This is a genomic window from Corynebacterium sp. HMSC22B11, assembly GCF_001815965.1.
Lineage (GTDB): Bacteria > Actinomycetota > Actinomycetes > Mycobacteriales > Mycobacteriaceae > Corynebacterium.
In genome coordinates this window covers 78588-104066 of sequence record NZ_KV823515.1, presented here as the reverse complement: position 1 = coordinate 104066, position 25479 = coordinate 78588, and the positions used below count along the sequence as shown (strand labels likewise).

At 64.7% G+C, this 25479-nt stretch carries 19 protein-coding genes and 2 tRNA genes; 8 read left to right on the top strand and 13 right to left on the bottom strand.

Annotated elements, in window-relative coordinates; all coding sequences use genetic code 11:
- Positions 1 to 108 precede the first annotated feature (108 nt).
- The 4 genes from HMPREF3088_RS08445 to HMPREF3088_RS08430 all read right to left on the bottom strand — a co-directional run bounded on the left by HMPREF3088_RS08445 (position 109) and on the right by HMPREF3088_RS08430 (position 3120).
- A tRNA-Glu gene (locus HMPREF3088_RS08445) sits at positions 109 to 181 on the bottom strand.
- Positions 182 to 219: 38 nt separating this feature from the next.
- A tRNA-Gln gene (locus HMPREF3088_RS08440) sits at positions 220 to 291 on the bottom strand.
- Between the two features lie 117 nt (positions 292 to 408).
- Complete coding sequence (gene gltX, locus HMPREF3088_RS08435) at positions 409 to 1908, bottom strand: glutamate--tRNA ligase (RefSeq protein ID WP_070759363.1); 1500 nt, start codon at positions 1906 to 1908, stop codon at positions 409 to 411.
- Between the two features lie 147 nt (positions 1909 to 2055).
- Entirely contained in the window at positions 2056 to 3120 is a 1065-nt protein-coding gene (locus tag HMPREF3088_RS08430) for a CE1 family esterase (protein ID WP_070759361.1), read from the bottom strand.
- Between the two features lie 105 nt (positions 3121 to 3225).
- On the opposite strand from HMPREF3088_RS08430, the gene HMPREF3088_RS08425 reads away from it, so the two are divergent.
- Positions 3226 to 4368, top strand: a complete 1143-nt coding sequence (locus HMPREF3088_RS08425) for an isochorismate synthase (protein ID WP_070759385.1) — start codon at positions 3226 to 3228, stop codon at positions 4366 to 4368.
- A 54-nt stretch (positions 4369 to 4422) separates the two neighbouring features.
- Here HMPREF3088_RS08425 and HMPREF3088_RS08420 read toward each other — a convergent pair whose 3' ends face one another.
- The 4 genes from HMPREF3088_RS08420 to HMPREF3088_RS08405 all read right to left on the bottom strand — a co-directional run bounded on the left by HMPREF3088_RS08420 (position 4423) and on the right by HMPREF3088_RS08405 (position 9018).
- A complete protein-coding gene (locus HMPREF3088_RS08420) occupies positions 4423 to 5229 on the bottom strand; it encodes a fumarylacetoacetate hydrolase family protein (RefSeq protein ID WP_012360016.1) in 807 nt (268 codons plus the stop codon).
- 11 nt (positions 5230 to 5240) lie between these two features.
- On the bottom strand, positions 5241 to 5960 hold the full coding sequence (locus HMPREF3088_RS08415) for an exonuclease domain-containing protein (protein WP_070759359.1): 720 nt from the start codon (positions 5958 to 5960) through the stop codon (positions 5241 to 5243).
- A 37-nt stretch (positions 5961 to 5997) separates the two neighbouring features.
- The gene (locus tag HMPREF3088_RS08410) at positions 5998 to 7860 is read right to left on the bottom strand and encodes a DUF294 nucleotidyltransferase-like domain-containing protein (protein ID WP_070759357.1); all 1863 of its coding nucleotides are present in this window, start codon (positions 7858 to 7860) and stop codon (positions 5998 to 6000) included.
- Positions 7861 to 7998: 138 nt separating this feature from the next.
- Positions 7999 to 9018, bottom strand: a complete 1020-nt coding sequence (locus HMPREF3088_RS08405; RefSeq protein WP_070759355.1) for a 3-isopropylmalate dehydrogenase — start codon at positions 9016 to 9018, stop codon at positions 7999 to 8001.
- A 139-nt stretch (positions 9019 to 9157) separates the two neighbouring features.
- Here HMPREF3088_RS08405 and HMPREF3088_RS08400 point away from each other — a divergent pair, with 139 nt between their 5' ends.
- Together HMPREF3088_RS08400 and HMPREF3088_RS08395 are read left to right on the top strand one after the other, a co-directional pair.
- Positions 9158 to 10012, top strand: a complete 855-nt coding sequence (locus HMPREF3088_RS08400) for an ABC transporter ATP-binding protein (protein WP_070759353.1) — start codon at positions 9158 to 9160, stop codon at positions 10010 to 10012.
- Positions 10013 to 10146: 134 nt separating this feature from the next.
- A complete protein-coding gene (locus HMPREF3088_RS08395; RefSeq protein WP_246818130.1) occupies positions 10147 to 11661 on the top strand; it encodes an ABC transporter permease in 1515 nt (504 codons plus the stop codon).
- A 195-nt stretch (positions 11662 to 11856) separates the two neighbouring features.
- Here HMPREF3088_RS08395 and serA read toward each other — a convergent pair whose 3' ends face one another.
- Positions 11857 to 13449 carry a phosphoglycerate dehydrogenase gene (gene serA / locus HMPREF3088_RS08390; protein WP_070759349.1) on the bottom strand — a complete coding sequence of 531 codons (1593 nt, stop codon included), beginning with the start codon at positions 13447 to 13449 and terminating at the stop codon, positions 11857 to 11859.
- A gap of 665 nt (positions 13450 to 14114) precedes the next feature.
- On the opposite strand from serA, the gene HMPREF3088_RS08385 reads away from it, so the two are divergent.
- Together HMPREF3088_RS08385 and HMPREF3088_RS08380 are read left to right on the top strand one after the other, a co-directional pair.
- A complete protein-coding gene (locus HMPREF3088_RS08385; protein ID WP_246818129.1) occupies positions 14115 to 14522 on the top strand; it encodes a phosphatase PAP2 family protein in 408 nt (135 codons plus the stop codon).
- Between the two features lie 23 nt (positions 14523 to 14545).
- Entirely contained in the window at positions 14546 to 16018 is a 1473-nt protein-coding gene (locus tag HMPREF3088_RS08380; protein ID WP_246818128.1) for a DUF5129 domain-containing protein, read from the top strand.
- Positions 16019 to 16048: 30 nt separating this feature from the next.
- Here HMPREF3088_RS08380 and HMPREF3088_RS08375 read toward each other — a convergent pair whose 3' ends face one another.
- The 4 genes from HMPREF3088_RS08375 to HMPREF3088_RS08360 all read right to left on the bottom strand — a co-directional run bounded on the left by HMPREF3088_RS08375 (position 16049) and on the right by HMPREF3088_RS08360 (position 20712).
- A complete protein-coding gene (locus HMPREF3088_RS08375) occupies positions 16049 to 17047 on the bottom strand; it encodes a cation diffusion facilitator family transporter (RefSeq protein ID WP_083317377.1) in 999 nt (332 codons plus the stop codon).
- A gap of 96 nt (positions 17048 to 17143) precedes the next feature.
- Positions 17144 to 18157, bottom strand: coding sequence for a ketol-acid reductoisomerase (gene ilvC / locus HMPREF3088_RS08370; RefSeq protein WP_070759345.1), 1014 nt, complete (start codon positions 18155 to 18157; stop codon positions 17144 to 17146).
- 138 nt (positions 18158 to 18295) lie between these two features.
- Positions 18296 to 18799, bottom strand: coding sequence for an acetolactate synthase small subunit (gene ilvN / locus HMPREF3088_RS08365; RefSeq protein WP_070759343.1), 504 nt, complete (start codon positions 18797 to 18799; stop codon positions 18296 to 18298).
- Complete coding sequence (locus HMPREF3088_RS08360) at positions 18799 to 20712, bottom strand: acetolactate synthase large subunit (protein WP_070759341.1); 1914 nt, start codon at positions 20710 to 20712, stop codon at positions 18799 to 18801. The genes ilvN and HMPREF3088_RS08360 overlap by 1 nt, the downstream gene beginning before the upstream one ends.
- 353 nt (positions 20713 to 21065) lie before the next feature.
- Here HMPREF3088_RS08360 and HMPREF3088_RS08355 point away from each other — a divergent pair, with 353 nt between their 5' ends.
- The 3 genes from HMPREF3088_RS08355 (at position 21066) to ilvD (ending at position 25478) form a co-directional block, all read left to right on the top strand.
- On the top strand, positions 21066 to 22760 hold the full coding sequence (locus HMPREF3088_RS08355; protein ID WP_070759339.1) for a mechanosensitive ion channel family protein: 1695 nt from the start codon (positions 21066 to 21068) through the stop codon (positions 22758 to 22760).
- 76 nt (positions 22761 to 22836) lie between these two features.
- Complete coding sequence (locus tag HMPREF3088_RS08350) at positions 22837 to 23502, top strand: PH domain-containing protein (protein WP_246818127.1); 666 nt, start codon at positions 22837 to 22839, stop codon at positions 23500 to 23502.
- Positions 23503 to 23600: 98 nt separating this feature from the next.
- A complete protein-coding gene (gene ilvD, locus HMPREF3088_RS08345; protein ID WP_070759335.1) occupies positions 23601 to 25478 on the top strand; it encodes a dihydroxy-acid dehydratase in 1878 nt (625 codons plus the stop codon).
- Position 25479 lies beyond the last annotated feature (1 nt).

Genomic DNA, 25479 nt, shown 5'->3' with positions numbered 1-25479 from the left:
TTCAATCGTGGCGCATTAACCGCTTGATCCCGCCCGCGACCATCAGGCTTGGGGACTCCGCAGAAAAGAAAACAGCCTCACCGGAAAACCGGTGAGGCTGTTGATTTGTACCCCGTACGGGATTTGAACCCGTGTTACCGCCGTGAGAGGGCGGCGTCCTAGGCCGCTAGACGAACGGGGCATTAGGACGCGAGAGAAACTTAAAGTTAATCTTCGCTGCTGGCCTACCAGGACTCGAACCTAGAATGACGGTACCAGAAACCGTAGTGTTGCCAATTACACCATAGGCCAATCGTTAACACTGCGAGCATCTCCTTCTTGAGGAGCCCTGCGCTGTGCAACGATGACTACTATAGCCAGAAGCCATCGTCACACACAAATTGGCAGGTCGTCGCCTATTTTTAAACCTTAGTTCGCGGGCTGTTCAGCTTGGAATGGGGTCTGCTCCAAACCAGCGCGCAGGCGGGCCAGCGTGGAGCCCTTGCCCAGCAGTTCCATGGACTCGAACAGCGGCGGGGACACTGCCTGGCCACAGATCGAGACGCGCAGCGCACCGTAGGCCACGCGCGGCTTGAGCTCCATCTGCTCGATCAGTCGGGTGGACAGCGCCTTCTCGATCGCCTCGGTGCGGAAGTCCTCCTCCGCGATGGCTTCGAGCTCCTCGATCGCGGCAGCCAGTGGCTCCTTCGCAGCCTCCTTGAGGTTCTTACGCGCCGCCTTCGGCTCCAGCTCAAGGTCCTCGTCCTTGGTCAGCAGGAAGCGCAGCAAGCCATCGGCGTCCCCCAGCACCTTGATGCGGGTCTGCACCAGCTCGGCGGCGAAGGCGAACTTCTCCGCCGGGTAGTCGGCCGGCCAGTCCTTGAACTCCTCCAGGTAGGTGCGCAGACGCTGCGTGAAGTCCGCCAGATCCAGCATGCGGATGTGGTCGGCGTTGATGGCCTCCATCTTCTTGTGATCGAAGCGCGCCGGATTCGGCTTCACGTCGGCGATGTCGAAGTTCTCGATCAGCTGGGACATCGTGAAGATGTCCTCGTCGGCGGACAGGGACCAGCCGAGCAGCGAGAGGTAATTGAGCATGCCCTCCGGGATCACGCCGGCGTCGCGGTGGTTGAAGAGGTTCGACTCCGGGTCGCGCTTACTCAGCTTGCGGTTGCCCTCCCCCGTGACGAACGGCAGGTGCGCGAAGGTCGGCACTTCCTTGGCCACGTCGATGCGGATCAGCGCCTCGTAGAGCGCGATCTGGCGCGGGGTCGACGGCAGCAGGTCCTCGCCGCGCAGCACGTGGGTGATACCCATCAGCGCGTCGTCCAGCGGGTTGACGAGGGTGTACAGCGGCTGCCCATTGGAGCGGGCGACGACGAAGTCCGGCATCGTCTTGCCGTCGACGTCCATCTCCCCGCGGACCAGGTCGGTCCAGGTGTAGCGGCGGTCGTGGTCCATCTTCAGGCGCCAGACCGGCTTGCGGCCCTCCGCCTCAAACGCGGCGATCTGCTCCTCGGTGAGGTCGCGGTCGTAGTTGTCGTAGCCCAGCTTCGGGTCGCGGCCAGCGGCCTTGTGGCGCTCCTCGACCTCTTCCGGAGTGGAGTACGCCGGGTAGACCTCGCCGGCGGCCTTCAGCTTCTCCAGGACCTCGGCATAGATATCCATGCGCTGGGACTGGCGGTAGGGTTCGTGCGGGCCGCCGTTCTCGATCCCCTCGTCCCAGTCGAGGCCGAGCCACTTCAGGGAGTCGATGATGGCCTGGTAGGACTCCTCGGTATCGCGCTGAGCATCCGTATCCTCGATGCGGAAGATCAGCTTGCCGCCGGTGTGGCGGGCATAAGCCCAGTTGAACAGCGCGGTGCGCACCATGCCGACGTGCGGGGTGCCGGTGGGCGATGGACAAAAACGTACGCGAACTTCACTCATGGGCTCTTATCCTACCCGCGCTGCCCCGTCGCAAGATCGAGCGCCGGGGCTGAACCACAGGATCCGCCCTGAGAGCGCAAACCCCCGGGCTGTGCATCGCACACCCCGGGGCGGGCGCGGGTTATTTTCCCGCGCGTAGCACATGAATTACTTGAAGAAGTTCCAGGACTCCTGCGCAGCATCTGGACGGCTCGGGTACCAGGTGTGCTCGCCACCTGCGACCTTCTTCAGCACGGTCGTCGCGGCGCAGCCGCTGTAGCGGTAGGTCGTGATGTTGCCGTTCGTGGAGGCACTCGGCGCCTTGGAGAGGTCACACTTGTTCCGGGCAGCGAACTGACGGTGCACCTGGTTGATGGAGAGGTAGGTTGCACCGTGACGGGAACCGCCGTTGTAGTTCACGATGTCGTCGCCCGTGCCGTGGATGATCATGGTCGGCACCGAGGCATTCGCGCAGTTACTTACCGCAGGGGTGTAGTAGGCGCCGGACACACCAACAACGCCCTTGACCAGGTCGGGTGCGGCACAACCGAGACCGAGGGCCAGACCACCGCCATTGGACAGCCCGGTGGCGTAGACGCGGTTGCGGTCTGCCTTGCCCTCGCGGACCAGGGTGTTGACGATCTGGCGGACGAAGGCCACATCGGCGCTGCGGCTGGTGTTGGTGGCGTACGGGGCGCCACCCCACGCCGGGTAAGTCTCGCCCTTGAAGGTGCTGCGCACCGGCTCCGGGTACACGATGATCGCAGAGTCACCGGCTGCGGTGTTCTCCAGGCCGGCGTAGCTGCGGGCCTTGTTCGCGTCGTGCTGCCAACCGCCGAACATGAACACGACCGGCAGGTTGCTCCGCAGGCCGGACTTCGGCATCTTGACGATCGCCTTGCGGGTCTTGCCGTTGACGCTGAAGGTCCGCTCGCTCAGGTTGGCGTTATTGTTCGGGGCGGTACCCGCCCCGCCCCCGCCACCGTTTTCCAAGCCGCCGACGATGCCGTTGATGATGCCGGCGAGGTCCTCCAGGTCGCCCGCGGAAGAGCTGAGGCTTCCCATGGAGGACTGTGCCTGGGCTTCGGGGGATCCCTGCGGAACGAAAGAGAGGGAGAGGGCTGCTGCTGTGGCGAGTGCTCCGGTCAGGCCGCGGCGGAGAATGCGGCGGGACTGTGCCGGCTGCTCAGCGGGCTCACCGGCGCGCTGAGACAAATGGGGAAGAAAGTTCATGCGGCAAATGTACTCTATGCTCCCTAGGAAACCTAGCTACCCCGAAAATTGGTGCTTGAGGTGGCCATCGAGGAGCCCGCGGGGGCGGTCGGTAGACTGGCGGGTATGGATTCAGACAAAAGGCCGGTGACCGCTCCGGACTTTTTGCTGTCACGACCACATCACAGCATTCGGACTCAAGGGCGTAAGGCCACGTTCCCGGACCCTTTCGAGGCCAGCACGGCCCTGCGCGAGGGCACCGCTGAGCTGCTGGTCGGCGCGATTCCTTTCAACACTGGTTTTCGCGCCGCGCTCATGGAGCCGGAGAAGGTCGTCACCTTCGACGGCCCGCTTGAGCCACCCGCATACTTCCGGGGACGAGAGGCCGCCGAGTCCCTCGAGGCGGTCGAGGTCACCGTCGCGACCACGAAGGAAGAGCATCAGGCCCGGGTCGCCGCAGCGATTCAGACCATCCGCCGCACCAGTTTGGAGAAGGTGGTTCTGGCCCGCGTGGCGGATGTGTACTTCGCGGATACCATCGACCCGCTGCTCGTCGCCGCCCGCTTCATCGATCTTTCCGCCAACCGTGACGGCTACGCCGTGGACCTCTCCGCCACCGGACGCAAGGAGGACCAGGGGGCGATGTTCGTGGGCTCCTCCCCCGAGATGTTGGTCTCCCGGAAGGGCAGGACGGTTCGAGCTTTCCCGCTGGCGGGTTCAGCGCCGCGCACGGGCATTGCAGAGCGCGACGATGCGACCGCCGAAGAGCTGCGCTCCAGCGAAAAGAACCTCGTCGAGCACGCTCTTGTGGTGGAGCACTACCGCAGGATCTTGGAGCCGCTGTGTTCGGAGCTCGATATCCCCGCCGAGCCCCTCATTCACGAGACCACCGAGATGATTCACCTGGGAACCCCGATCGTCGGCACCCTGGCTGACGCGGACTACTCCGCTCTTGACCTTGCCCTGATGCTGCACCCAACCCCGGCGATCGGTGGCACCCCCACCGACGAGGCGGTGGGGATCATCGAGTCCGTGGAGGATCCCCGCGAGTTCTATGCCGGCGCCGTGGGCTGGTGTGATGCGGACGGCGACGGCGAGTGGATGGTCGCCATCCGTTGCGCCTGCGTGGAGGGGGATTCTGCGCGCGTGTGGGCCGGTGGCGGGATCGTCGCCGACTCCGATCCCCACGAGGAGGCGGAGGAAACCACCGCCAAGCTGCAAACCGCGCTGCGCGCGCTCAACGTCCCCGCCAGCATGCGAAACGTCTAACCCCCGCCCCCACGGCGCGGCGAACCTCCCCCGAGGCCGCCGACTCCGTATCTTCTAATACGCCTGAACCGGGTTGGCCAGCGTTCCCAGGCCTGGGATTTCCACCGCAATGCGGTCTCCCGGCACCATCTCCGCGGTTCCGGCCGGGGAACCGGTGCAGATCACATCGCCCGGCAGCAGGGTGAACGCGGAGGACACCCACTCGACGATCTCCGGGATATCCTTGATCATCTGGTTAGAGTTCGAGTCCTGCTTGGTCTCGGTCTTCCCGTCGTGGGTCAGGTGCGCCTTGATGGGCAGGCTGTCGATGTCGATCCCGTCGACGTTCGTCTCGATCCATGGGCCCAGCGGGCAGAAGCTGTCCAGGCCCTTAGCCCGAGACCACTGGCCGTCGGCGAACTGCAGGTCGCGAGAGCTGACGTCGTTGACGATGGTGAAGCCCAGGACGACGTCCTTCCAGTTGTTACGGTTGACGTCCTTGCACGGTCGTCCGATGACGATGGCGAGCTCGCCCTCGAACTCGACACGGGTGGCCCACTCCGGGATGCGGATCGGGGCTTCGGGGCCGACGACGGCTGTCGGGGGCTTCAGGAAGATGGTCGGTGGGAGGTGCTCCGCGCCCTGCTTGAAGACCTCCTTGACGTGGTCGGCATAGTTGCGGCCCACGGCAACGATCTTGCTGGGAAGGATCGGCGCGAGCAGCCGAACCTCCTCGATCGGCCACGACTTGCCGGTGAACTCCGGCTCGCCGAATGGGTGATTAGCGATTTCGCGGCAGGTGGCGCCGGTGCCGTCCGGCTGGCCACCCTCAAGCACCGCGAATGTCATTCCTTCTGGGTGAGCAATTCGGGCGATACGCATAGGTACCAACCCTACCTGGCTGTGCGCTCGATGATGTCGCTTAGGGTACTTGTTATCGAAAGATTATTTCTTTCGTGTTTCAGCATCGCGAGCAGCAGCTCCCCGCAGGCCAGCGCGTCGCTGAGCGCGTTGTGGGAACCGTAGTGCGGTAGCCCGTAGCGTTCCCGCACCCGTGGTAGCCGCAGATCCTCACCGCGCGGGTAGGTCGCCATGCGCTCGAAGTACCGGCGTTCGATGGCGAAGGTGTCGATGACCGGGACGGAGAGACCCGAACCGAAGTGTTGCCTGCACGCTTGCCCTAGGAACTGGGTCTCGATGGGCGAAAAATGCACGACCATCGCCCGGCCCCGGAGCGCCAACAGCAACCTGCTCAACACGTCGCGCAGCGGCTCCCCTGCCTCGATGTCCGTGTGGGTGATGCCATGGATCTTCGCCGATTCCATGCCGGCGGGTACGCGTTCCAGGACCTCCGGTTCGTGGTGGATCACCGCGTAGTCCGCCTCGGCCGGGGTGATGCGCCCGCCAGTCATGGGCACCCAACCGATGGAGAGAATGAGGTCCTTCTTTGGATCCAGGCCGGTGGTTTCGACGTCCACGGCCAGCAGTGGGGCCTCTCCGATGGGCTGGTTCACCTTGGCGCGGGGGACGTCGTAGTACTCCGCCAGGGCGCCCGTCGCCTTGCGGGTCCGCCAGGAAGTCCCCAGCCAGGGGGCCTGCCACCACTTCGCCATCGCTACTCCTTTAATAATCCTCTCGCTCGTTGCTGCACTACACGCTGCGCACCGGGAAACGCACCGAGAGCCCCGACTGGGCCTTCTTGATGATCTGGAAGGCATCCCGCAGGTGCTCCCGTTCCATCTTCTTCAGCTCCCCCGGGTCGACCCGGTAGTCCGGCGCCTCCCCTGCCGCGTCCTGCTTCGCCTGGTGATGAAGGCTGATGGAAGAGAGAAAATCGAAGGCATCGGTGAGGTCCGCCGCAGCCGATCGGCTGAGCGACTCCCCCGCCGCCGCGGCCAGCCGGGACCGGGTCGAAAGCTCGTGGCTGCCGCTCAGAATCGCGTGCAGGCGTGCGATCTGCACGACGGCGGCCAGCCCGCCCTTCTTGATGTCCAGGGTATGAGCGTGCTCGCCGCGTCGCCCCAGGATCAGGCCGCGGAAAACCCCGAGCGGGGGTTCCCGGCGTACCGCGAGCGCGGCGAGGTGCGCGTGCAGCCGGGGCGCCTGCTGGGCCGCAGCAGTTGCGTAGGCGTGGATCTCATCGACCATCTCCTCCCCGCCGCCGACGGCCCGCATGTCGAAGAAGGTCTGCGCGTGCAACAGGGCATCGGGTTCGGGGGCGGTGATCCAGTGGTGGAAGGTCGCCCGCCATTGGCTGACCGTCATCCGCCACTGCGGGTTGGAGGCCATCATGTCGCCGGGGCACAGCGGCTGCCCGGCGGTCGCCAGCCCCTGACAGACCATCTCGCCAAGGCGCCGGAAGTACTCGTCGTGCTCCTCGGGCTGGTATTCATCAGAGATGACCAGGGCGTTGTCCTGGTCGCTGGCGGTGCCCATCTCGCGGCGACCCTGGGATCCCAGCACGGCGAAGGCGAAGGGCACAGGGGCTGGCCCCAGTTCCTCCTCAGCGAGCGTGAGAAGCCGCCTCGTCAGCGCGTCGGTGGCCACGGTGAGCAGTCGCTGGGCCTCCTCAGAACTGGCCCCGCGCTCCAAGAAGCGGATGGCCACGGCCTTGGCGGAGCGATAGGTCTCGGCCAGCTCCTCCGGTGTGCTCTGGCGCGCGAGCTGGCCGGAAAGGTAAAGCGGGTCTGACTGCATGAGGCGCATGATGTCGGCCGCGGCGATGATGCCCGCAACCCTGCCGTCGTCGACGACCGGGATGTGGTGGATCCCGCGCTCCGCCATGAGCAGCATGGCCTCGAAGACGAGCGCATCCGACCCCAGGGAGATCGGGTTGGCGGTCATGGCCCCGGCGACCGGCGAGTCCCCGCTGATGTCCGCGGCGACGGAGCGTCTCATGTCGCGGTCGGTGATGATGCCGCGCAGCTCGCGGTCGTCGATGACCAGCAGCGAGCTGACGTTGTGCTCCCCCATGCTGATCGCGGCGTCCCGCAGCGTGGTCTGTGAGGTCGTGGCGGCGGGATCGGTGATAGCAAACGCCCCCAGCGGGGTGCGCAGCACCTCAGAGCTGGTGTTGCTGCGGGTCTGTTCCGCTGCGAGCCGGATGCGCTCGGAGAGGCTGGAGAAGTAGCGCAGGAAGTCGGCGAACTCTTCTGCGAGCGGGGCGAAGGTCTCCCGCGAGATGTAGATGATGAGGCTATCCTCCACAGCCTCCATCTGATAGTGGGATTCGGGCTCGGCAACGAGGGTGGAGTAGCCAAAGGTCTGGCCGATATCCCGGCGGTCCAGGAGGATGCCGTCCTCATCGATGACGTCCACGGCCCCGGAGCGGATCACGCCGAGCTCGTCGTTGACCTCCCCGTGGCGGATGAGGACCTCGCCTTTGCGGGCGTAGCCGATCTGGGTTCCCGCGGCGAGGGCGTTCAGTGCGGGTTCGGGAAGCCGGGAGAAGGGCTCGTGGGCGGCGAGGAAGCTACGGATCTCCTCGACTTCGACGCTTACTGGCGCATTCATGGCCTCAACCTACCCATTCGGACCTAGGTTTGGGCGCCAAACCACCGAAGTGTTTCTCACCGACGCGCCCAAGACATGACGGAGCCCGGGTCTTCACATGCGGAAAACCCGGGCGGGCGAGCTGGAGTGAGTGTGGAGCTAAGCCTGGACCGCTGCGGCGATGCGGTCGCCGACTTCGGCGGTGCGGATCGGGGAACCATCCCGGCCAGCAGCCTCGGCCAGCACGGCCTTCTCGATCTTTTCGGCGTTGGCCTCATCGCCGAGGTGGCGCAGCATCAGGGCCACGGAGAGGATCGCGGCGCACGGGTCGGCAATCCCTTGCCCGGCGATGTCCGGGGCCGAGCCGTGCACCGGCTCGAACATGGAGGGGTTGTTGTGGGTCGGGTCGATATTGCCCGAGGCGGCCAGGCCGATGCCGCCGGTGACCGCACCCGCCAGGTCGGTCAGGATGTCGCCGAAGAGGTTATCGGTGACGATGACGTCGTAGCGGGATGGGTCGGTGACCATGTAGATGGTCGCGGCGTCGATGTGGTTGTAGTCCACCTCGACGTCCGGGAATTCCTCACCAATGGTCTCGATGGCGCGCTGCCACAGGCCACCGGCATTGACGAGGACATTGGTCTTGTGGACCCAGGTCAGCTTCTTACGGCGCTCCTGGGCGCGACGGAAGGCGTCGCGGACGACGCGCTCGACGCCGAACCAGGTGTTCTGGCTAACCTCGCTCGCGACCTCCTGGTCGGTACCTTCGCGCAGGTTACCGCCGTTGCCGCAGTAGAGGCCCTCGGTGCCCTCGCGGACGACCACGAAGTCGATCTCGCCGGGGTTCTTCAGCGGCGAGCTCGCCCCCGGGTAGAGCTTGGAGGGGCGCAGGTTCACCGCGTGGTCGAGCTTGAAGCGCAGCGGCAGCAGCAGGCCGCGCTCCAGCACACCAGCCGGGACGGTACGCGGGTCGCCGATCGCGCCCAGCAGGATCGCGTCGTGCTGCTTGAGGCTCTCCAAGTCGGCGTCGGTCAGTGTCTCGCCATTGCGTAGGTAGCGCCGGGCGCCGAGGTCGTATTCCGTGGTCTCGACGTCATCGCGCACCGCCTTGAGAACCTTCAAGGCCTCCGCGGTGACCTCAACGCCAATGCCGTCACCATCAATAACCGCGAGTTTCATATAATGAACCCCTTCATCTCACTATTTGAACATTGTGAGTGTATCACCTCACAGCTTAGAGCTAAAAGAACCTCTATGGCCGTGGCGGAAATTCGCTCTCATCCCAGGGCACGCGGGGCCACTTTGCTAGCTTGAAAACATGAGTGAAGCCCATAGCATCCGCCCCTACCCCGGCAGCTCCGCCGACCGCCCCGACACCGACGAGGTGGCCTCCACCGCCCTGACGATGAGCGGACTGAGCAAGAGCTTCGGCGACACCCGCGCCGTCGATAACCTCAACCTTCGCATCCCGCGAGGCAGCATGTACGGCGTCGTCGGACCCAACGGTGCCGGAAAGACCACCGCACTGACCATCGCGACCGGGCTGCTGGAGCCCACCAGTGGCAACGCCTGGATCTGTGGCATCCCGATGTGGGATCACGCCTCCGCCGAGCAGATCATGGCAGCGAAGCAGCGCTTCGGGCTGTTGGCGGATGGGCTGCCCATCTTCGACCGGCTCACCGCCCGGGAATACCTCGACTACCTGGGCCACCTGCGCGGAATGGACCCGCAGGTCATCGAGCAGCGCACCGAGGAGCTCCTGGAGGCGATGGACCTCACCGGCGCAGAGGGTAAGTACATCGTGGACTTCTCCGCGGGCATGACCAAGAAGATCCTCCTCGCCGGCGCCATGCTCCACGGCCCGGAAGTGCTGATCCTAGACGAGCCCTTCGAGGCCGTCGACCCGGTCTCCGGGCAGGTCATTCGGGACATCCTGCGCCGCTATGTCGCGGCCGGCGGCACCGTCGTCATGAGTTCGCACGTCATGGAGTTGGTCGAGGGCCTGTGTGATCATGTGGCGATCATCGCCGACGGTCGGGTGCTGCGGGACGGCACAATCGACGAGGTCCGCCAGGGCCAACCCCTCAACGAGGTCTTCGTCTCCCTCGTGGGCGGCCGCAGCCTATCGCAGGGTTCCTTCAGCTGGCTCGGCACTCAGGGAGACGCCCAGTGAGCCTCTCCCCACGCCAACAACCCGCCCCAGCGCGTGCCACAAAGTCACTGACCAGGCACCTGATCCGCCTCCATCTGACAATGTGGCGCCGGAGCTTCAAAAAAGATTGGGTCCTCATTTTCAACGCCATCTTCATGGCTGTTTTTGGGATCGCCGGTGCCATCGGGCTCGGCGCGTTCAGCTACGCGATGCTCACGCAAGAACATGAGGTGCGTCTGCTACCGCTGACCATGGCTGCCGGCGCCCTCGCCTACCTCCTCATTGTGTTCGTGTGGCCCAGCCCGGAAAACCACTTGACCCCGCAGAAGTTTGCCACACTGCCGGTCACTGAGCGCCAACTATTTCCCGGGCTGACCTGCGCGGCGTTCCTGCAGTCCCGCGCCCTGCTCTCCCTCATCTGCTCGCTGATCATGGCTGGCTTCGGCGTGGCCGGAATCCAGGCGAGTGCTGCATCCGGCGCGGGTCTGCTCTCCGCGCTCTGGGTCATTGCCTGCCTCGCGCAGGGCATCGTCGCCGTCCTCCTGGGCGAGGCCTTAGGATCGCTGAGCTCGGCAATGGCGAACCGCGTGTGGTCGGAGCGCCTGGGTTACGCATTTTCCTTCCTTTTTCTCATCGCCATCATGGGGCTGAATTTCACCACCAATGGTGTACAAAGCCTGGATAAGCTGCTGGAGTTGGGCACGGTCTTTAGCTGGACGCCGTTTGGCGCAGCGGCTGGCGCGGCAGCCTCCGCCATCGAGGGCAACGCCGGCGCGGCGATCGCCCAGGGCTTCATTGCCGCCGCGACGATTCTGGGTTGCCTGTGGCTCTGGCGCACCGCCCTGCGTTTCGAGCTGACCCACCCGATCCGCAGTAGTTCTGATCAGGCCACGAAGCACACCGGTGGGGTCATGCTGCGGTGGGCCACTGCGGGTCCGCGCGACGCAGTCTATTCCCGCACGCTGCGGTATTGGCGCCGCGATGTGCGTTATTCCTATCAGGCCGTGGTGTTTATTTTGATCGGCGCCATGTTTCTCGCCCTTGGCGCGCTCCAGGGCACTGGGGTGCAGTGGTACGCGCCCTTCATCGTCGCGCAGGGCGTGCTGATGATCAACGGCAATGACTTCGGCCTGGATGGACCCTCCAACTGGGTGAACATGGTCTCAGGGGTGCGCCCGAAGGACCTCATCGCTGGCCGCCTGCTGGCTTCTCTGACGGTCATCGGCCCCATTTTCCTCCTCATCGTGATCGGGCTTGGGGCCATCGAAGACTTCCGCCCCCTCTGGGCGGGTATCAGCTTGCTCGCCGTGTGTTCCCTGGTGCAGTCTCTGGGGCTCAGTCCCGCTTTCGCATTGCGCTTCCCCTTCCCCAGCGCCGCACCGGGCACGAGCCCGATGAAGAACCGCTCCGGAACGTCCAGCAACGCGTTCATTCTTTCCATCGTCGGCCTGTTGGGGCTGTTCCTGCCGCTCATTCCTGGAACAGCGCTGCTGATCATCGACCTCCACGACGCCGATTCCTGGGCAGATGCATCCCGACTTAGCGCCATTGGCATCGGGGTGCAGGTACTGATCAGCGGAGCTATCGGGCTTTTCGGCTACCGCTGGGCGGTGAAGAACACCTCCCAGCGTTGGCCCAAGGCCTTCGCGAAGGTCCGAAACTGGGTTTAGCCTCGGCTTTCCTGGTTCATTCGCCCGCAGCGTCGTGTCCGGCGCCCAGCCGATTAAGCCTGCAGGCCCCGCCCAACACATGGCAAACCGCCCCCGGCGCAGAACATTAAGCCTGCGCCGGGGGCGGTTGCTGAAGAGAGCCTTGGCTCCGTTCGCTGCCCGCCGGTTGGCGGGAGGCGATGTGAGGAGTGCCTCTTAGAAGGCGACCTGGAAGGCGTTCTCGGCGGAGAGCTCCGCGTTAACAGCCTCCAGCTCATCCTCGGTCAGCACACGGTCGATGCGCAGCACGAGGGTTGCGGTGCCGTCCTCCGTGTTCGGGGACAGAGCTGCGGCAGCGATGTTCACGCCCTGCTTGCCCAGCAGGGTGCCGATGCGGCCCAGCGCACCGGTCTGGTCTGCGTAGACCAGGAAGAGGTTGGTGCCCTCGGCACGCAGGTCCAGGCCGCGGTCGTTGATGCGGACGATCTTGTCGACGCGCTCCAGGCCGGTCAGCGCACCAACGACGGTGGCCGAGGAGCCGTCAGCGGCGACGACCTTGACCTCCAGCACGCTGCGGTGGGTGACGGACTCGTCCTGGGAGTTCACCTCGAGAGCCACGCCGCGCTGCTCAGCAATGGACGGGGCGTTAACGAAGGTGACCTGCTCGTCCAGCACGCCGGAGAAGGTGCCGCGCAGGGCAGCCAGGCCGAGCGCGTCGATGGACTCGCTGGAGAGCTCGCCGCGGGCGGTGACGACCACGGACGCCGGAGCGCCGTCCAGCAGCTTGGCGGCAACCGCGCCCAGCTTCGTGGCCAGGTTCAGCCACAGGGCGACCTCCTCGGAGACCTTGCCACCGGAGACGTTGACGGCATCCGGGACGAAGTCGCCAGCCAGGGCCTTGAGGACGGAGGCAGCGACGTCGGTGCCTGCGCGGTCCTGCGCCTCAACGGTGGATGCACCCAGGTGCGGGGTGACGACGACCTCGTCGAGCTCGAACAGCGGGGAATCCGTGCACGGCTCGGAGGCGTAGACGTCGAAGCCCGCGCCACGGATGTGGCCGGACTTGATGGCATCGGCGAGAGCCTGCTCGTCGACGAGGCCGCCGCGGGCAGCGTTGATGATGATCTGACCCTTCTTGGACTTCGCCAGAAGGTCAGCGTCGAACATGCCGCTGGTCTCCGGGGTCTTCGGCAGGTGGATCGTCACGAAGTCCGAGCGGCCGATGAGCTCCTCAAGCTCAACGAGCTCCACGCCGAGCTGCGCGGCGCGGGCCGGGTTGGCGTAGGGATCGTAGGCGATGATCTCAGTCTCGAAAGCGGCGAGGCGCTGAGCGAACAGCTGACCGATGTGGCCGAAGCCCACGATGCCGACGGTCTTGCCGAGGATCTCCACGCCCTTGAAGGAAGAGCGCTTCCACTCGCCGTCGCGGAGGGTCTTATCGGCTGCCGGGATCTGGCGGGCGGTAGACAGCAGCAGGCTGATGGCGTGCTCGCAGGCGGAGTGGATGTTCGAGGTCGGCGCGTTGGCGACCATGACGCCGCGCTCGGTCGCGGTCTCGATGTCCACGTTGTCGAGCCCGACGCCGGCGCGACCGACGATCTTCAGATTCTTGGCGGCCTCGAGCACTTCCTTATCCACCGTGGTGGCGGAGCGCACGAGCAGGGCGTCGGCATCGACGACGGCCTCAAGGAGTTCTGGCCGGTTCGGGCCATCCACCCAACGGACGTCGACGGAATCGCCGAGTGCATCGACGGTGGACTGAGAGAGCTTATCTGCGATTAGTACAACCGGGCGGTTGGTGGTGCTCAAGGGAATTCTCCTGAAAAATTTTCACTTCCCCAGCGGGTGAAACGACCGCGTCACCCGAGGGGGCCCACGCCTGACCGTGTATGGCGCATGACCCCACAATCATATCCCTTGGCGGTGGCGTGTGTGTCGTAGGCCACCCTTAAAATCCCCCCGCTGGGCGGTGGTTTTGCATCTATTGGGAACCCCACCCCCGGCAGTGCCTTCACCGGCGAGCCCGAATCCTGGATTCGCCCAGATCATCTGCCCCTCACCCAGTAGGCACGAGCTCCAGTAACCAGCCCAACCATGTCGCGGCTGTTCACTCTCGCCCACTCACGTCGACCTCACTGCACCCCCTTGCAGCGGCGACCAACGTGAGTTGATCTGAGCCCCACCCCTGGTCCGCAACCCCGCGGACACCCAGGAATCGGGCTTGCCGGAAAGGTCGCCAGCCGAGCCCCGCCGCAGCGGTGCATCTTGCTGACAAAAACTAACCTAGGAAATTTGGTGAGCATTCGTTTCACCTTTTGCGTAATTGCGAAAAACTTTTCCCCTCACCACCCCCTGCATGTTCTATTGATTCCCCCGCTGCCAGCGCTTTTAAGAATTCTTTAGCACCCCCGTTAGCAGTCGCTCAGCGGACCGGTGGCGTTCGATTCACGCTCTGCGAGAATGATTCCCCGTGAATGCCTCCATGCTTGGCCCGCACTCTGGTCCGCAGCCCCCGCCCCGACTGGGACTTTCTCGCGCACCCGCCACACAGCCTGCCCAGCGATATGAGCTTTCCCAGCGGGCATACGACGTTCATCGCCGTCACGGTGGCTGTCAGCCTCATCGCGACGTATCGCGGTCTCGACCCGAGTCGATCCCGTTCGCCGGTGAGCTGGAGGGGGCTCAGCATCATCGCTGCGGTCGGTTGTGTCGCCATCGCTCTCATCGTGACCACCGTGATGGCCCGCGGCGTCCACTTCCCCAGCGACGCTGCCGGGGCCATTATCTTCTCCTTCACGCTGGCTCCACTGGTGTGGAAGCTATGGGAAAAGCTCGGGTTCCACCTTCTCCTTCGTGGTCGCTCACAGCACCTCAGGGGCTAGACCCCTGTGGCATGATTGGTGCCATGATGCACTCGCGACGCCACCCCACCGCCCCGATCCTGGCCCTCATGGGCATCGCGTGCGCCGGAGCAGCGCCCTGGCTTGTCACCGGAACGGCTGCTGCGGAACAGCCGGTAGCCCACAGCATCGTGCAGGCTCAAGCAGCACCGGCGGTTCCCCACGCCACGGTGGACGTCCAGGTCGCCGACGGCTCCGGCGTGCTGGGCGACGCCGCACGCCAGGGAATGATCGAACAGACTGCAAGGATCGATTTCCCCGATTCCGTCCAGAAGGTCGTCTACGTCCTCATCCCGGGCAGTAGCGATAACTTCAACGACGACGTCCTCGACTGGGCAGGCCGAAACATGCCGGAGCTGGTGCCCGACGGCACCGGCAAGGGTGCTGCATGGGAAAACGGAACGCTGATCCTGGGAGTGGGTACCAGCACCCGGACCAACGGTGTCTACTGCGGCAACGACGTCTGCCAGGACCTGGATATCTTCGAAGGCCCCCACTTGGACGCCTCCCTGGAGGCGATGAAGGACAGCTTCCGCCGCGGGAATTTCGCCAACGGCCTCGTCGAGGGCGCCAAGGTCGCCGCGGATACGGAGCTGGGCGCGCGCCTGGCCGAGGAGCAGGCTCGCGAAGACCGCAACGCCATGCTCGGCATCGGCGCGGTGGGCGTGGGAGCTGCAGGTGTGGGGGCGGCTGCCTGGCAGCGCCGAAAGAAGAAGCTGACGGCCACTGCGAAGCAGCAGTTCTACGAACTTTCCACCCGCTACTCCGAGCTCTCGCAGCGCCTGGACGCACTGGATATCCGCGCCAATTCGCTGAGCTCCCCGCTGGCGAATGCCGAGCTGCGCTCGCAGTGGACCACGATCCGCGACGAGTTCTTGAACCTCAACAACCGAGTGGGGGCACTAAACCTGACGCTCACGAGCGATGACAAGGAGTTCTACGCCAAGCACAAGCAGGTCGCGAGCGCGCACGAAACCCTCGAGTCGATGAGCAATGCCGAAGACAACATCAACCTGATGTTCGAGCTGGAAAACGGCGATCAGATCAAGCGCGAGCGAGAGCTGCGCTCCATCAAGCAGGATCTCTCCGAGGCCCTGTTCGAGGTGCGCAATCGGGAGGCGATCCGCCAGCTAAAGAATGTTGAGGCGCAAGTCGAGGCGTTGATGCGGGACCTTCAGGCCCCGGATTTCATGGACCGGCTGGCGCGCATCGTCAGTGACCAGGCGCACGCTCTGGAGCTGGCCTCCCGCGATATGAAGCACCTGGATCGCGAGGCTCACCGCGACGAGCGCCCCTCCCTCACCGACCGCGACTGGCGTCCCGGCTACGTGTACTCCAACTGGGTGCCCTACTACCTGCTGGCCTCGTGGCACAGCGCGGATACGCGTGCTGCTGAAAGCTCCAGCAGCAGCGGTGGTATTGCGAATACCAGCTTCAGCAGTGGTTTCTCCGGTGGCGGCGGCTCCTCCAGCTGGTAAACCCGCCCACGTACAACCAGCGCTCGCTGGCTAGCAGACGTTGTGCGGCCCCTCGTGCTCAACGTGGCTCGGGCGCTCCACCTGAATCGTCGAGTGGGCGATCCCCCGCTCTTGTAGGGCTTCCTGGGCCACGCACAACACGGCAGCCGGGTCGCGGTCTTCCGGAACGACCAGATGCACGGAGGCGAGCGCACTCGTCCCGTCGAGGGACCACAGGTGCAGGTCGTGAACATCCATCACGCCGTCTACCTCGCGGAGAAGCGCGTCGATCTCGGCCGGGTCGTAGCCCGGCGGAGCCTGCTCCAGCAGGATCCGCAGCGTGTGCATCATGAGCTGCCAGGCGCGTGGCAGCACGAGTGCTGCGATGACGAGAGAGGCAATGACGTCCGCGTACTGCCAGCCGGTCGTGATAATGACGCCACCAGCGATCAGGACGGCGACGGAGCCCAACATGTCCGCCAACACGTGCAGGAAGGCGCCCTGCACGTTTACGGAGTTATCCCGCTGGCTGTGCAGGATCCACGCGGAGACCACGTTCGCGATGAGACCAATCACGGCGATGATCATCATGGGGCCGGCGAGAATCTCGACGGGCTCGCGGAGCCTGCGGATGGCCTCCACCACGATCCACACGGAGATGCCCAGCACAGTGACCGCGTTGACGAGTGCGGCCAGCACCTCCACGCGCCGGTAGCCGAAGGTCGCCTGCGCGTTGGAGGCCCGGCGCCCGATGAGGATGGCGATCACCGCGATGATGATCCCCGCCGCATCGGAAAGCATGTGCATCGCGTCGGCCAGCAACGCAACGGAGCCGGTGACCAGCCCGCCGATGAGCTCGGCGAAGAAGATCGTGCCGGTCACCGCGAGCACGATGAGCAGTGCGCGCAGCGGGGCGTCCGTGGGCGCGTGGGAGTGGGAATGCCCGTGTGCCTCGGAATGGGAGTGAGAATGCGAAGAACCGTGGCGGTGCGGATCGGCACCACCACGGTTCTGTGGGCGCTCGGGGGCTGCGTCAATGTAATCGCTCATGCCCTCAAGCTTAGCGAGCGCCCCCCTTATTGACAACTTATTGAAAATAGTCGGGAGGCGCGGTCGCGGGGCTATACCCCGCGGGATAACGAGACCTTAGGCGGTCTCGTTCAGCGGGTTCTTCACCCAGCTCATCAGGTCGCGCAGCTTCTCGCCAGTCTTCTCGATCTCGTGATCGTTGTAGCTAGCGCGCAATTCCTCGAGCTCCTTGTTGCCACCCTCGACGTTGGCGACGAGGCGCTTGGTGAAGGTGCCGTCCTGAATATCGGACAGGATGCCCTTCATGCGCTCCTTGGTATCGGCGTCGATGACGCGCGGGCCGGAGATGTAGCCGCCGAACTCCGCGGTATCGGAGACGGAGTAGTTCATTTTCTTGATGCCGCCCTCGAAGATGAGGTCGACGATCAGCTTCAGCTCGTGCAGGCACTCGAAGTAAGCCATCTCTGGCTCGTAGCCAGCCTCGACCAGAACCTCGAAGCCGGTCTTGATGAGCTCCTCGGTACCACCGCACAGGACGGCCTGCTCACCGAAGAGGTCGGTGACGGTCTCTGCCTCGAAGGTGGTCGGGATGACGCCCGCGCGGCCGCCGCCGATTGCCGCAGCGTAGGACAGAGCCAGGTCGCGGCCGTTACCCTTCGGGTCCTGCTCGACGGCGATCAGGCACGGAACACCCTTACCGTCGACGTACTGACGGCGCACCAGGTGGCCCGGCCCCTTCGGTGCGACCATGCCGATGGTGATGTTGTCCTCCGGCTTGATCATGCCGAAGTGAATGTTCAGGCCGTGACCGAAGAACAGGGCGTCGCCGTCCTTCAGGTTCGGGGCGATGTCGTTTTCGTAGATCTGTGCCTGGGAGGTATCCGGGGCGAGCAGCATGATGACGTCTGCCCACTCGCTGGCCTCGGCGTTGTTCAGGACCTTGAAGCCGGCCTCTTCAGCCTTCTCGCGGGACTTGGAGCCCTCGCGCAGGCCGATGGCAATCTCTACGCCGGACTCGCGGAGGTTCTGCGCGTGAGCGTGCCCCTGGGAGCCGTAGCCAATGATCGCAACCTTGCGACCCTGGATGATCGACAGGTCAGCGTCGTCGTCGTAAAAAACATCAATTGCCATGAGGTTTCAACCTTTCTCGCCAGCCGCGTCTGCCCGCGGCTGGCTATCGATGAGCATGTTTAGATTATAACAGAAATTTCACTCTTTGAGATGAAATTTACCATTCTATGAAATTTTACCCGGGCGGGTGCCCCCGGTTTAACGGCTCGGCGCCATCGATCGCGGACCGCGGGACATCGCAGTCACGGAAGACTCAATGAGCTCGCGAATACCGAAGGGCTCCAGAACATCCAGCAGCGCCTGCAGCTTGGACGGAGTGCCCGTGGCCTCGATAATCAGCGAGTCCGGGCTGACGTCCACAACGTGCGCACGGAAGAGCTTCGCCGCCTCGACAACCTGGGTGCGGTTGCTATTGCCGGCAGCGACCTTGACCAGCAGCAGACCCCGCTGCACCGTGGTTTCCGGATCCTGACGCGAGACCTTGAGCACCGGAACCAGCTTGTTCAGCTGCTTCGTGATCTGCTCGACAACGATCTCCTCGCCCTCGACGACGAGCGTGATGCGATTGACGCCGTCGACCTCAGTGCGCCCCGAGCTAATGGAGACGATATTGAACGCACGCCGGGTGAACATTCCGGAGATGCGGGAGATGATGCCGTCCTCGTCCTGAGTCAGGACCGACAGAGTGTGAAGGTTGGACATTAGTTCTGTTCCCCTTCCTGGGCGTCGATGTTGTCGACTTCGGTGTCCTGAAATTCCTGCATGGTCTCGTGGATCTCGGCCGGGGTCTCCGCTGCCGATTCCTCGTCGTCGAAAAGCGGGCGCAGATCACGCGCATACTGCACCTCGTCGTTGGAGGTGCCGGCCGGAACCATCGGCCACACCTGGGCATCCTCCCCGACGATGAAGTCGATCACGACCGGGCGGTCATTGATTTCGCGTGCCTTCTTAATGGTCGGGAGGACGTCCTCCTCCTTCTCCACGCGGAAGGCGGCGCAGCCCATGGACTCCGCGAGCTGCAGGAAGTCCGGGAGGTAGGCCTCCTTGGGCTTGAGGTTGGTGTGCGAGTAGTGCCCGTCGTAGAACAGGGTCTGCCACTGGCGCACCATCCCGAGGTTGCCGTTGTTGATCAGCGCGATCTTGATCGGGAAGCCCTCGACCGCACAGGTGACGAGCTCCTGGTTTGTCATCTGGAAGCAGCCGTCACCATCGATGGCCCAAACTTCCTTATCCGGCGCGCCAGCCTTGGCCCCCATGGCCGCCGGCACCGCGTAGCCCATGGTGCCGAGGCCGCCGGAGTTCAGCCAGGTGCGCGGGTGCTCGAAGTCGAGGAACTGTGCGGACCACATCTGGTGCTGACCGACACCGGCGCAGTAAATCGCGTCGGGACCGACCTCCTTGGACAGGGTCTCGATGACGAACTGCGGGGCCATCTTCTCGTTCGGGGTGTGCTCGTAGCCGCGCGGGAAGTGCTCCTGCATCTCCCCCAGGTACTCACGCCACTCGGTGGTGTCCGGACGAGGCAGACCGTGGGTATCGATCGCCTTGTGTAGCGCCGCGAGGACCTCCTTGGCGTCACCGACGATCGGCACGTGGACCTCGCGAATCTTGCCGATTTCCGCAGGGTCGATATCCGCGTGGATGACCTTGGCGTTCGGGGCAAAGCTCTCCAGCTTGCCTGTCACACGGTCGTCGAAGCGAGTACCGATGGCGATGAGCAGGTCGGAGCGCTGGAGGGCGGCCACTGCGGGCACGGAACCGTGCATACCCGGCATGCCCATGTGCAGCTCGTGAGACTCCGGGAAGGCACCGAGCGCCATCAGGGTGGTGACCACCGGGATGTCATTGGCCTCGGCGAAGGTGCGCAGCTCCTTGTGCGCCTCGGACTTGATGACGCCCCCGCCGATGTAGAGCACCGGGCGCTTGGCCTCACTAATGAGGCGCACGGCCTCCTCAACCTGACGACCGTGGGGCGTGGTGACCGGGTGGTAGCCCGGCAGGTCGAACTGCGGTGGCCAGACGAAGTCCAGCTCGGCATTCTGCACATCTTTCGGCACATCAACCAGCACCGCACCCGGGCGCCCGGTGGATGCCAGGTGGAACGCCTCCGCCATCGCCGCAGGAATATCCTCTGGTCGGGTCACCATGAAGTTGTGCTTCGTAATCGGCATGGTCACGCCCCGAATATCGGCCTCCTGGAAGGCATCGGTGCCCAGCAGCCCCTTGCCTACCTGGCCAGTAATCGCCACGAGCGGCACGGAATCCATGTTGGCATCCGCGATCGGGGTGACCAGGTTCGTCGCACCCGGGCCGGAGGTAGCGATACACACGCCAACCTCACCGGTGACCTGGGCGTAGCCCGTGGCGGCATGGCCGGCCCCCTGCTCGTGGCGCACAAGAACGTGGCGGAGCTTTTCGGAGCCATACAGGGCCTCATACAGCGGGAGGACAGCGCCACCCGGGAGCCCGAAGACCACGCCGGCCCCCAGCTCTTCAAGGGAACGCACGATCGCCTCGGCGCCGTTAATGCGCTCGGGCTTGCGGGCCTGCGCGACGCCGCGGCTAGCCGCAGCGACCGTGGCGGGCGTGGGCTGTGAGCGTGAAGTGTTGTTCACGGTTTCAATCGCTCCTTGCTCGGCACGCGAGATTGTTACTCGCTTCTACTTCATCGGGAACAAAAACAAGAACGCTGCAACCTGCCGCATTTCCCCAGAGCTCGGAGACCGGCGGGCTAAGCATTGTGATGATACTAACAATATGAACCCCGGATGGCAAATGTCGCGACCTGCATGTTCCCAATGGTTGAAATGTTTATTCCCATAGAGTGACTGACCACGTGCGGTTCCCCACGCCCGAAAACTATCCCTGATACGCAGCAAACGCGCCCCCTTTCCGCGGCCAAGATGCTGCTTGAATTATCAGCAGAGACCCGGCGAGGTCACAGGCTGCCTTACTAGGGTTGTTCGCTATGCAAGCATCGACTTATTACCTCACGCATTACGCGATCAAGGCCTGGGAGTGGCTCATCCATCCCGGCTTGCCGCTGGCCGCACTAGCGGTCCTGGCGGTCCTGATACCGCGAGTCGGCAGACTGTGCGTCCGCGTCGTCGCCCAGCGGCTAGATGCCGATGAGGAGTCCACGAAGTCCACGCTCGCCCTTGCCGGCGCGCTGGTGTACCTCGTCGAAGCGGTGGTCTACTTCATCATCGCCATCCGCGCCCTCACCCTGCTCGGCGTACCGGCCGCCTCGGCTGCCGTCCCCGCCACAGTCGTTTCCGCCGCGATTGGTTTCGGCGCGCAGAACATCATCGGGGACTTCCTCTCCGGTGTCTTCATCATCACCGAGCGCCAGTTCGGCGTCGGCGACTATGTGAGTTTCGAGGGCACGAATAACTCGGTGGAAGGCACCGTCGTCGCGCTCACCCTCCGCGCCACGAAGCTGCGCACCGCCAGCGGCGAGATGGTGACCGTCCCCAACGGCAAGGTCGGCGCGATCACCAACTTCTCCCAGGACTGGTCCCGCGCCTTCGTCGAGATGGACATCCCGCTGCGCCCCGGCGAAAACATCGACCACCTGGTCTCACAGGTCGAAAAGGCAACGAAGCGCGCCGTGTCCGCCCCTGGCGTCAAGCCCAATGTCACCGGCGACGTCGACGTCATGCCCGCCATCGCCGTCGTCCAACCCCAGGCTGCCGGTCAGCCGTGGGCAGTGACCTTCCGCGTCACCGTCGACGTCGTCCCTGCGAAGCAGTGGGCCGTGGAGCGCGCCATCCGCTCCGCCATGCTGAATACCTTCTGGGAGCGCATGGAAACCGTTCCCGTCTCGCCCTTCGGCTCGGAAGAAAGCCCCGGCGCTTCCGCCCCACGCGGCACGGCGCCGGGAGTAGCCCCGAACACGTCAGCGGACGACTCCGCCCCCACAACCGTGTTCGCCACCCGGCAAGAAGCAAGCGCTTCTTCGCAGGGCTCGTTCCGCGACGGTGTCCACAGCACGGATAGGTCTCGTCCGTCCGATGACGAAGGTTCCGACACCCCACTGGACCCTGCGGAAGAGGTCGCGATCATCCGGTCCAAGGACGACGGTCCGGGGGCAGCCTCCGATGGCGCGCTCATCGTCGGCACCGAGGACGATGACGAGGAAGACCTCGATTCCGGCGTATTCAAGCGATATGACTACAGCTCACGCTTCCAACGCTGGCTGACCTTCGGTGGCCGAACCAGGGTCTCCACCACCCTGCTGCTCATCTCACTCGTGGTCCTGGGGCTGCTGGCCGCAGCGTCCTCTAATCCGGACGACGGCCGCGCCGGCGTGCTCAACCCCGCTTATTGGAGCGACCGGCCGGCGAAGACCAGCGAACAGACCGAAACGCCTGCGCCGGAGCCGACGCAGCCCGCAACCCAGGACTCCCCGGAGCAAGAGGGGCAGCAGCCCCAACAGACTGGCCAGGCGGACAGCCCGGAGCCCCGCTCCACGCAGGAGCCGAACGCCAACGAGCCGCAGCGCAGGCAGCAGAATCGGACACCGCAGCCGCAGTCGCAAAACCAGAATCAGAATCAAAACCAGCAGCCTGGCGGGAATCGCGGTGCCGAGGCACCGGCAACCGCTGGTGCAGACTCCGGGACTGGCACGGGAGACTCCGGTGAGGACACCGGGGGCTTCTAACGCGATCACTCTGAGAGCCCATAGCGAAGGAAAAGGGATTTAAACCCCACCCCGGGCACCTGGTTAAATGGCTCACATGAGCGCCCAGGACAACACCCCCACGAATAAGCCCCGCCCCGACCACAACCACGGTCGGCCGGCGGTGCGCCCCCAGACTTTCCACCCGAGCCGGGAAAACATCCTGGTCGGCTTCGTCATGTTCCTGATTAGCCTCATCTTCACCGGATACAACGTCTCGGCCTTCTTCTGGATCCCCCTAATCCCGCTGCTGTTCATCGCGTGGGTCATCAAGGCAGGGACCCGCGTGGATGGCAAGGGCATTACGGCCAAGCCTCTGATCCGACCGTCCAAGACCGTGACGTGGCAGGACTTCCAGGGCATCCGTTTCAACAAGGCGGGCAAGGCCTACGCCGCTGCCACAGATGACTCGCAATTCTGGCTGCCTGGCATCACCTTCAACAGCCTCCCTGCCCTCGCCGAGGCCACCGCAGGCCGCATCCCGGACCCCCTCACCCCGGCGTGCCTGGACATTCACAACAAGGTGCAGGTCGTCAACCGCGATGGTTCGGCTGTGCTGATGGACTCCGAGGATTACGCTGAGTACGAGAAGCAGCGTCGCGCGGAGTACGAGGCCGAGCACCCCACGGCCGAGCCAGCATCTGATGCGGATTCCGCCGCCTCCCCAGGGAACGCCGAGAATCCGGGTGCCAGCAGCAACCCCGAGCGCGCTCGCGATAACTAAAGAACACAACGCCGGCCTCGCGTTACCCGCTTCCAGGGACCGTACGGGGCCGGATAGCCACTTTCACCCATAGAGATATTGAAGAGAGCACTTCGACAATGACATCTCAGGACAACACCACTTCTTTCGGAGCCTCGATCCCGCTGCGCTCCGACGTCACGACGCAGGGCCGCAACGCTGCAGGTGCCCGTGCGCTGTGGCGCGCGACGGGCATGACGGATGATGATTTCCACAAGCCGATCATCGCCATCGCGAACTCCTATACCCAGTTCGTTCCGGGTCACGTCCACCTCAAGGACGTCGGCGACATCGTCGCTGAGGCCATCGAGGAGGCCGGCGGTGTGGCACGCGAATTCAACACCATCGCGGTCGACGATGGCATCGCGATGGGTCATGCCGGAATGCTCTACTCCCTGCCCTCCCGCGAGATCATCTCCGACAGCGTGGAGTACATGGTCAACGGGCACGCCGCGGACGCCCTGGTGTGCATCTCGAACTGCGACAAGATCACCCCGGGCATGCTGAACGCCGCGATGCGGTTGAACATCCCGGTCGTCTTCGTCTCGGGTGGCCCGATGGAGGCCGGCAAGGCCGTCGCCGTCGACGGCGTGGTCCAGGCCCCGACGGACCTGATCACCGCGATCTCCGCCTCCGCATCCGACAAGGTCGACGCCCAGGGCCTGCTGGACGTCGAGTCCGCAGCGTGCCCGACCTGCGGTTCCTGCTCCGGTATGTTCACCGCCAACTCCATGAACTGCCTCACCGAGGCGCTGGGCCTGTCCCTGCCGGGCAACGGCTCCACCTTGGCGACCCACGAGTACCGCCGCCGCCTGTTCACCCAGGCCGGCCACACCATCGTCGACCTGTGCCGCCGCTACTACGGCGAGGGCGACGAGTCCGTCCTGCCACGCAATATCGCGACCAAGCACGCCTTCCAGAACGCAATGGCGCTGGACATGGCGATGGGTGGGTCCACGAACACCGTGCTGCATATCCTCGCCGCCGCCCAGGAGGGCGAGGTGGACTTCACCCTGCAGGACATCGACGATCTCTCCCGCGAGGTGCCTTGCCTGTCCAAGGTCTCCCCGAACTCCGACTTCCACATGGAGGACGTCCACCGCGCCGGCGGTATCCCCGCGATCCTGGGTGAGCTGTGGCGTGGCGGCAAGCTCAATGAGGACGTCCACACCGTGCATGCAAGCAGCCTCTCCGAATGGTTGGAGGCCTGGGACATCCGCGCAAAGAACCCGAGCGATGCCGCCATCGACCTCTTCCACGCCGCTCCGGGCGGGGTGCGCACCACCGAGGCCTTCTCCACCGAGAACCGCTGGTCCTCCCTGGACACCGATGCGACTGCGGGCTGCATCCGCGACGTCGAGCACGCCTACACCGCCGACGGCGGCCTGGTGGTGCTGCGAGGCAACCTCGCCGAGGACGGCGCCATCATCAAGGCGGCCGGCATCGACGAGGAGCTGTGGCACTTCGAGGGCAAGGCCCTCGTCGTCGAATCCCAGGAGGACGCGGTGCGGGTGATCCTGGATAAGAAGGTTTCCCCAGGCGACTGCATCGTCGTCCGCTACGAGGGCCCAGCCGGTGGTCCGGGTATGCAGGAGATGCTGCACCCGACCGCCTTCCTGAAGGGCTCCGGGCTGGGTCGCGAGTGCGCGCTGATCACGGACGGCCGCTTCTCCGGCGGTTCCTCCGGCATCTCGGTCGGCCACATCTCCCCTGAGGCTGCCCACGGCGGGCTGATCGGCCTGGTCGAGGACGGCGACCCGATCCTCATCGACGTCCACAACCGCACGCTGGAGCTGCAGATCTCCGAAGACGAGATCGCGCGCCGTCGCGGCCAGATGGACGCCTCCGACACCCCGTGGCAGCCCACCACCCGCAAGCGCCGGGTGACCAAGGCCCTGCGCGCCTATGCGGCGATGGCAACCTCCGCCGATAAGGGCGCAGTTCGCGAGGTGAAGTAGC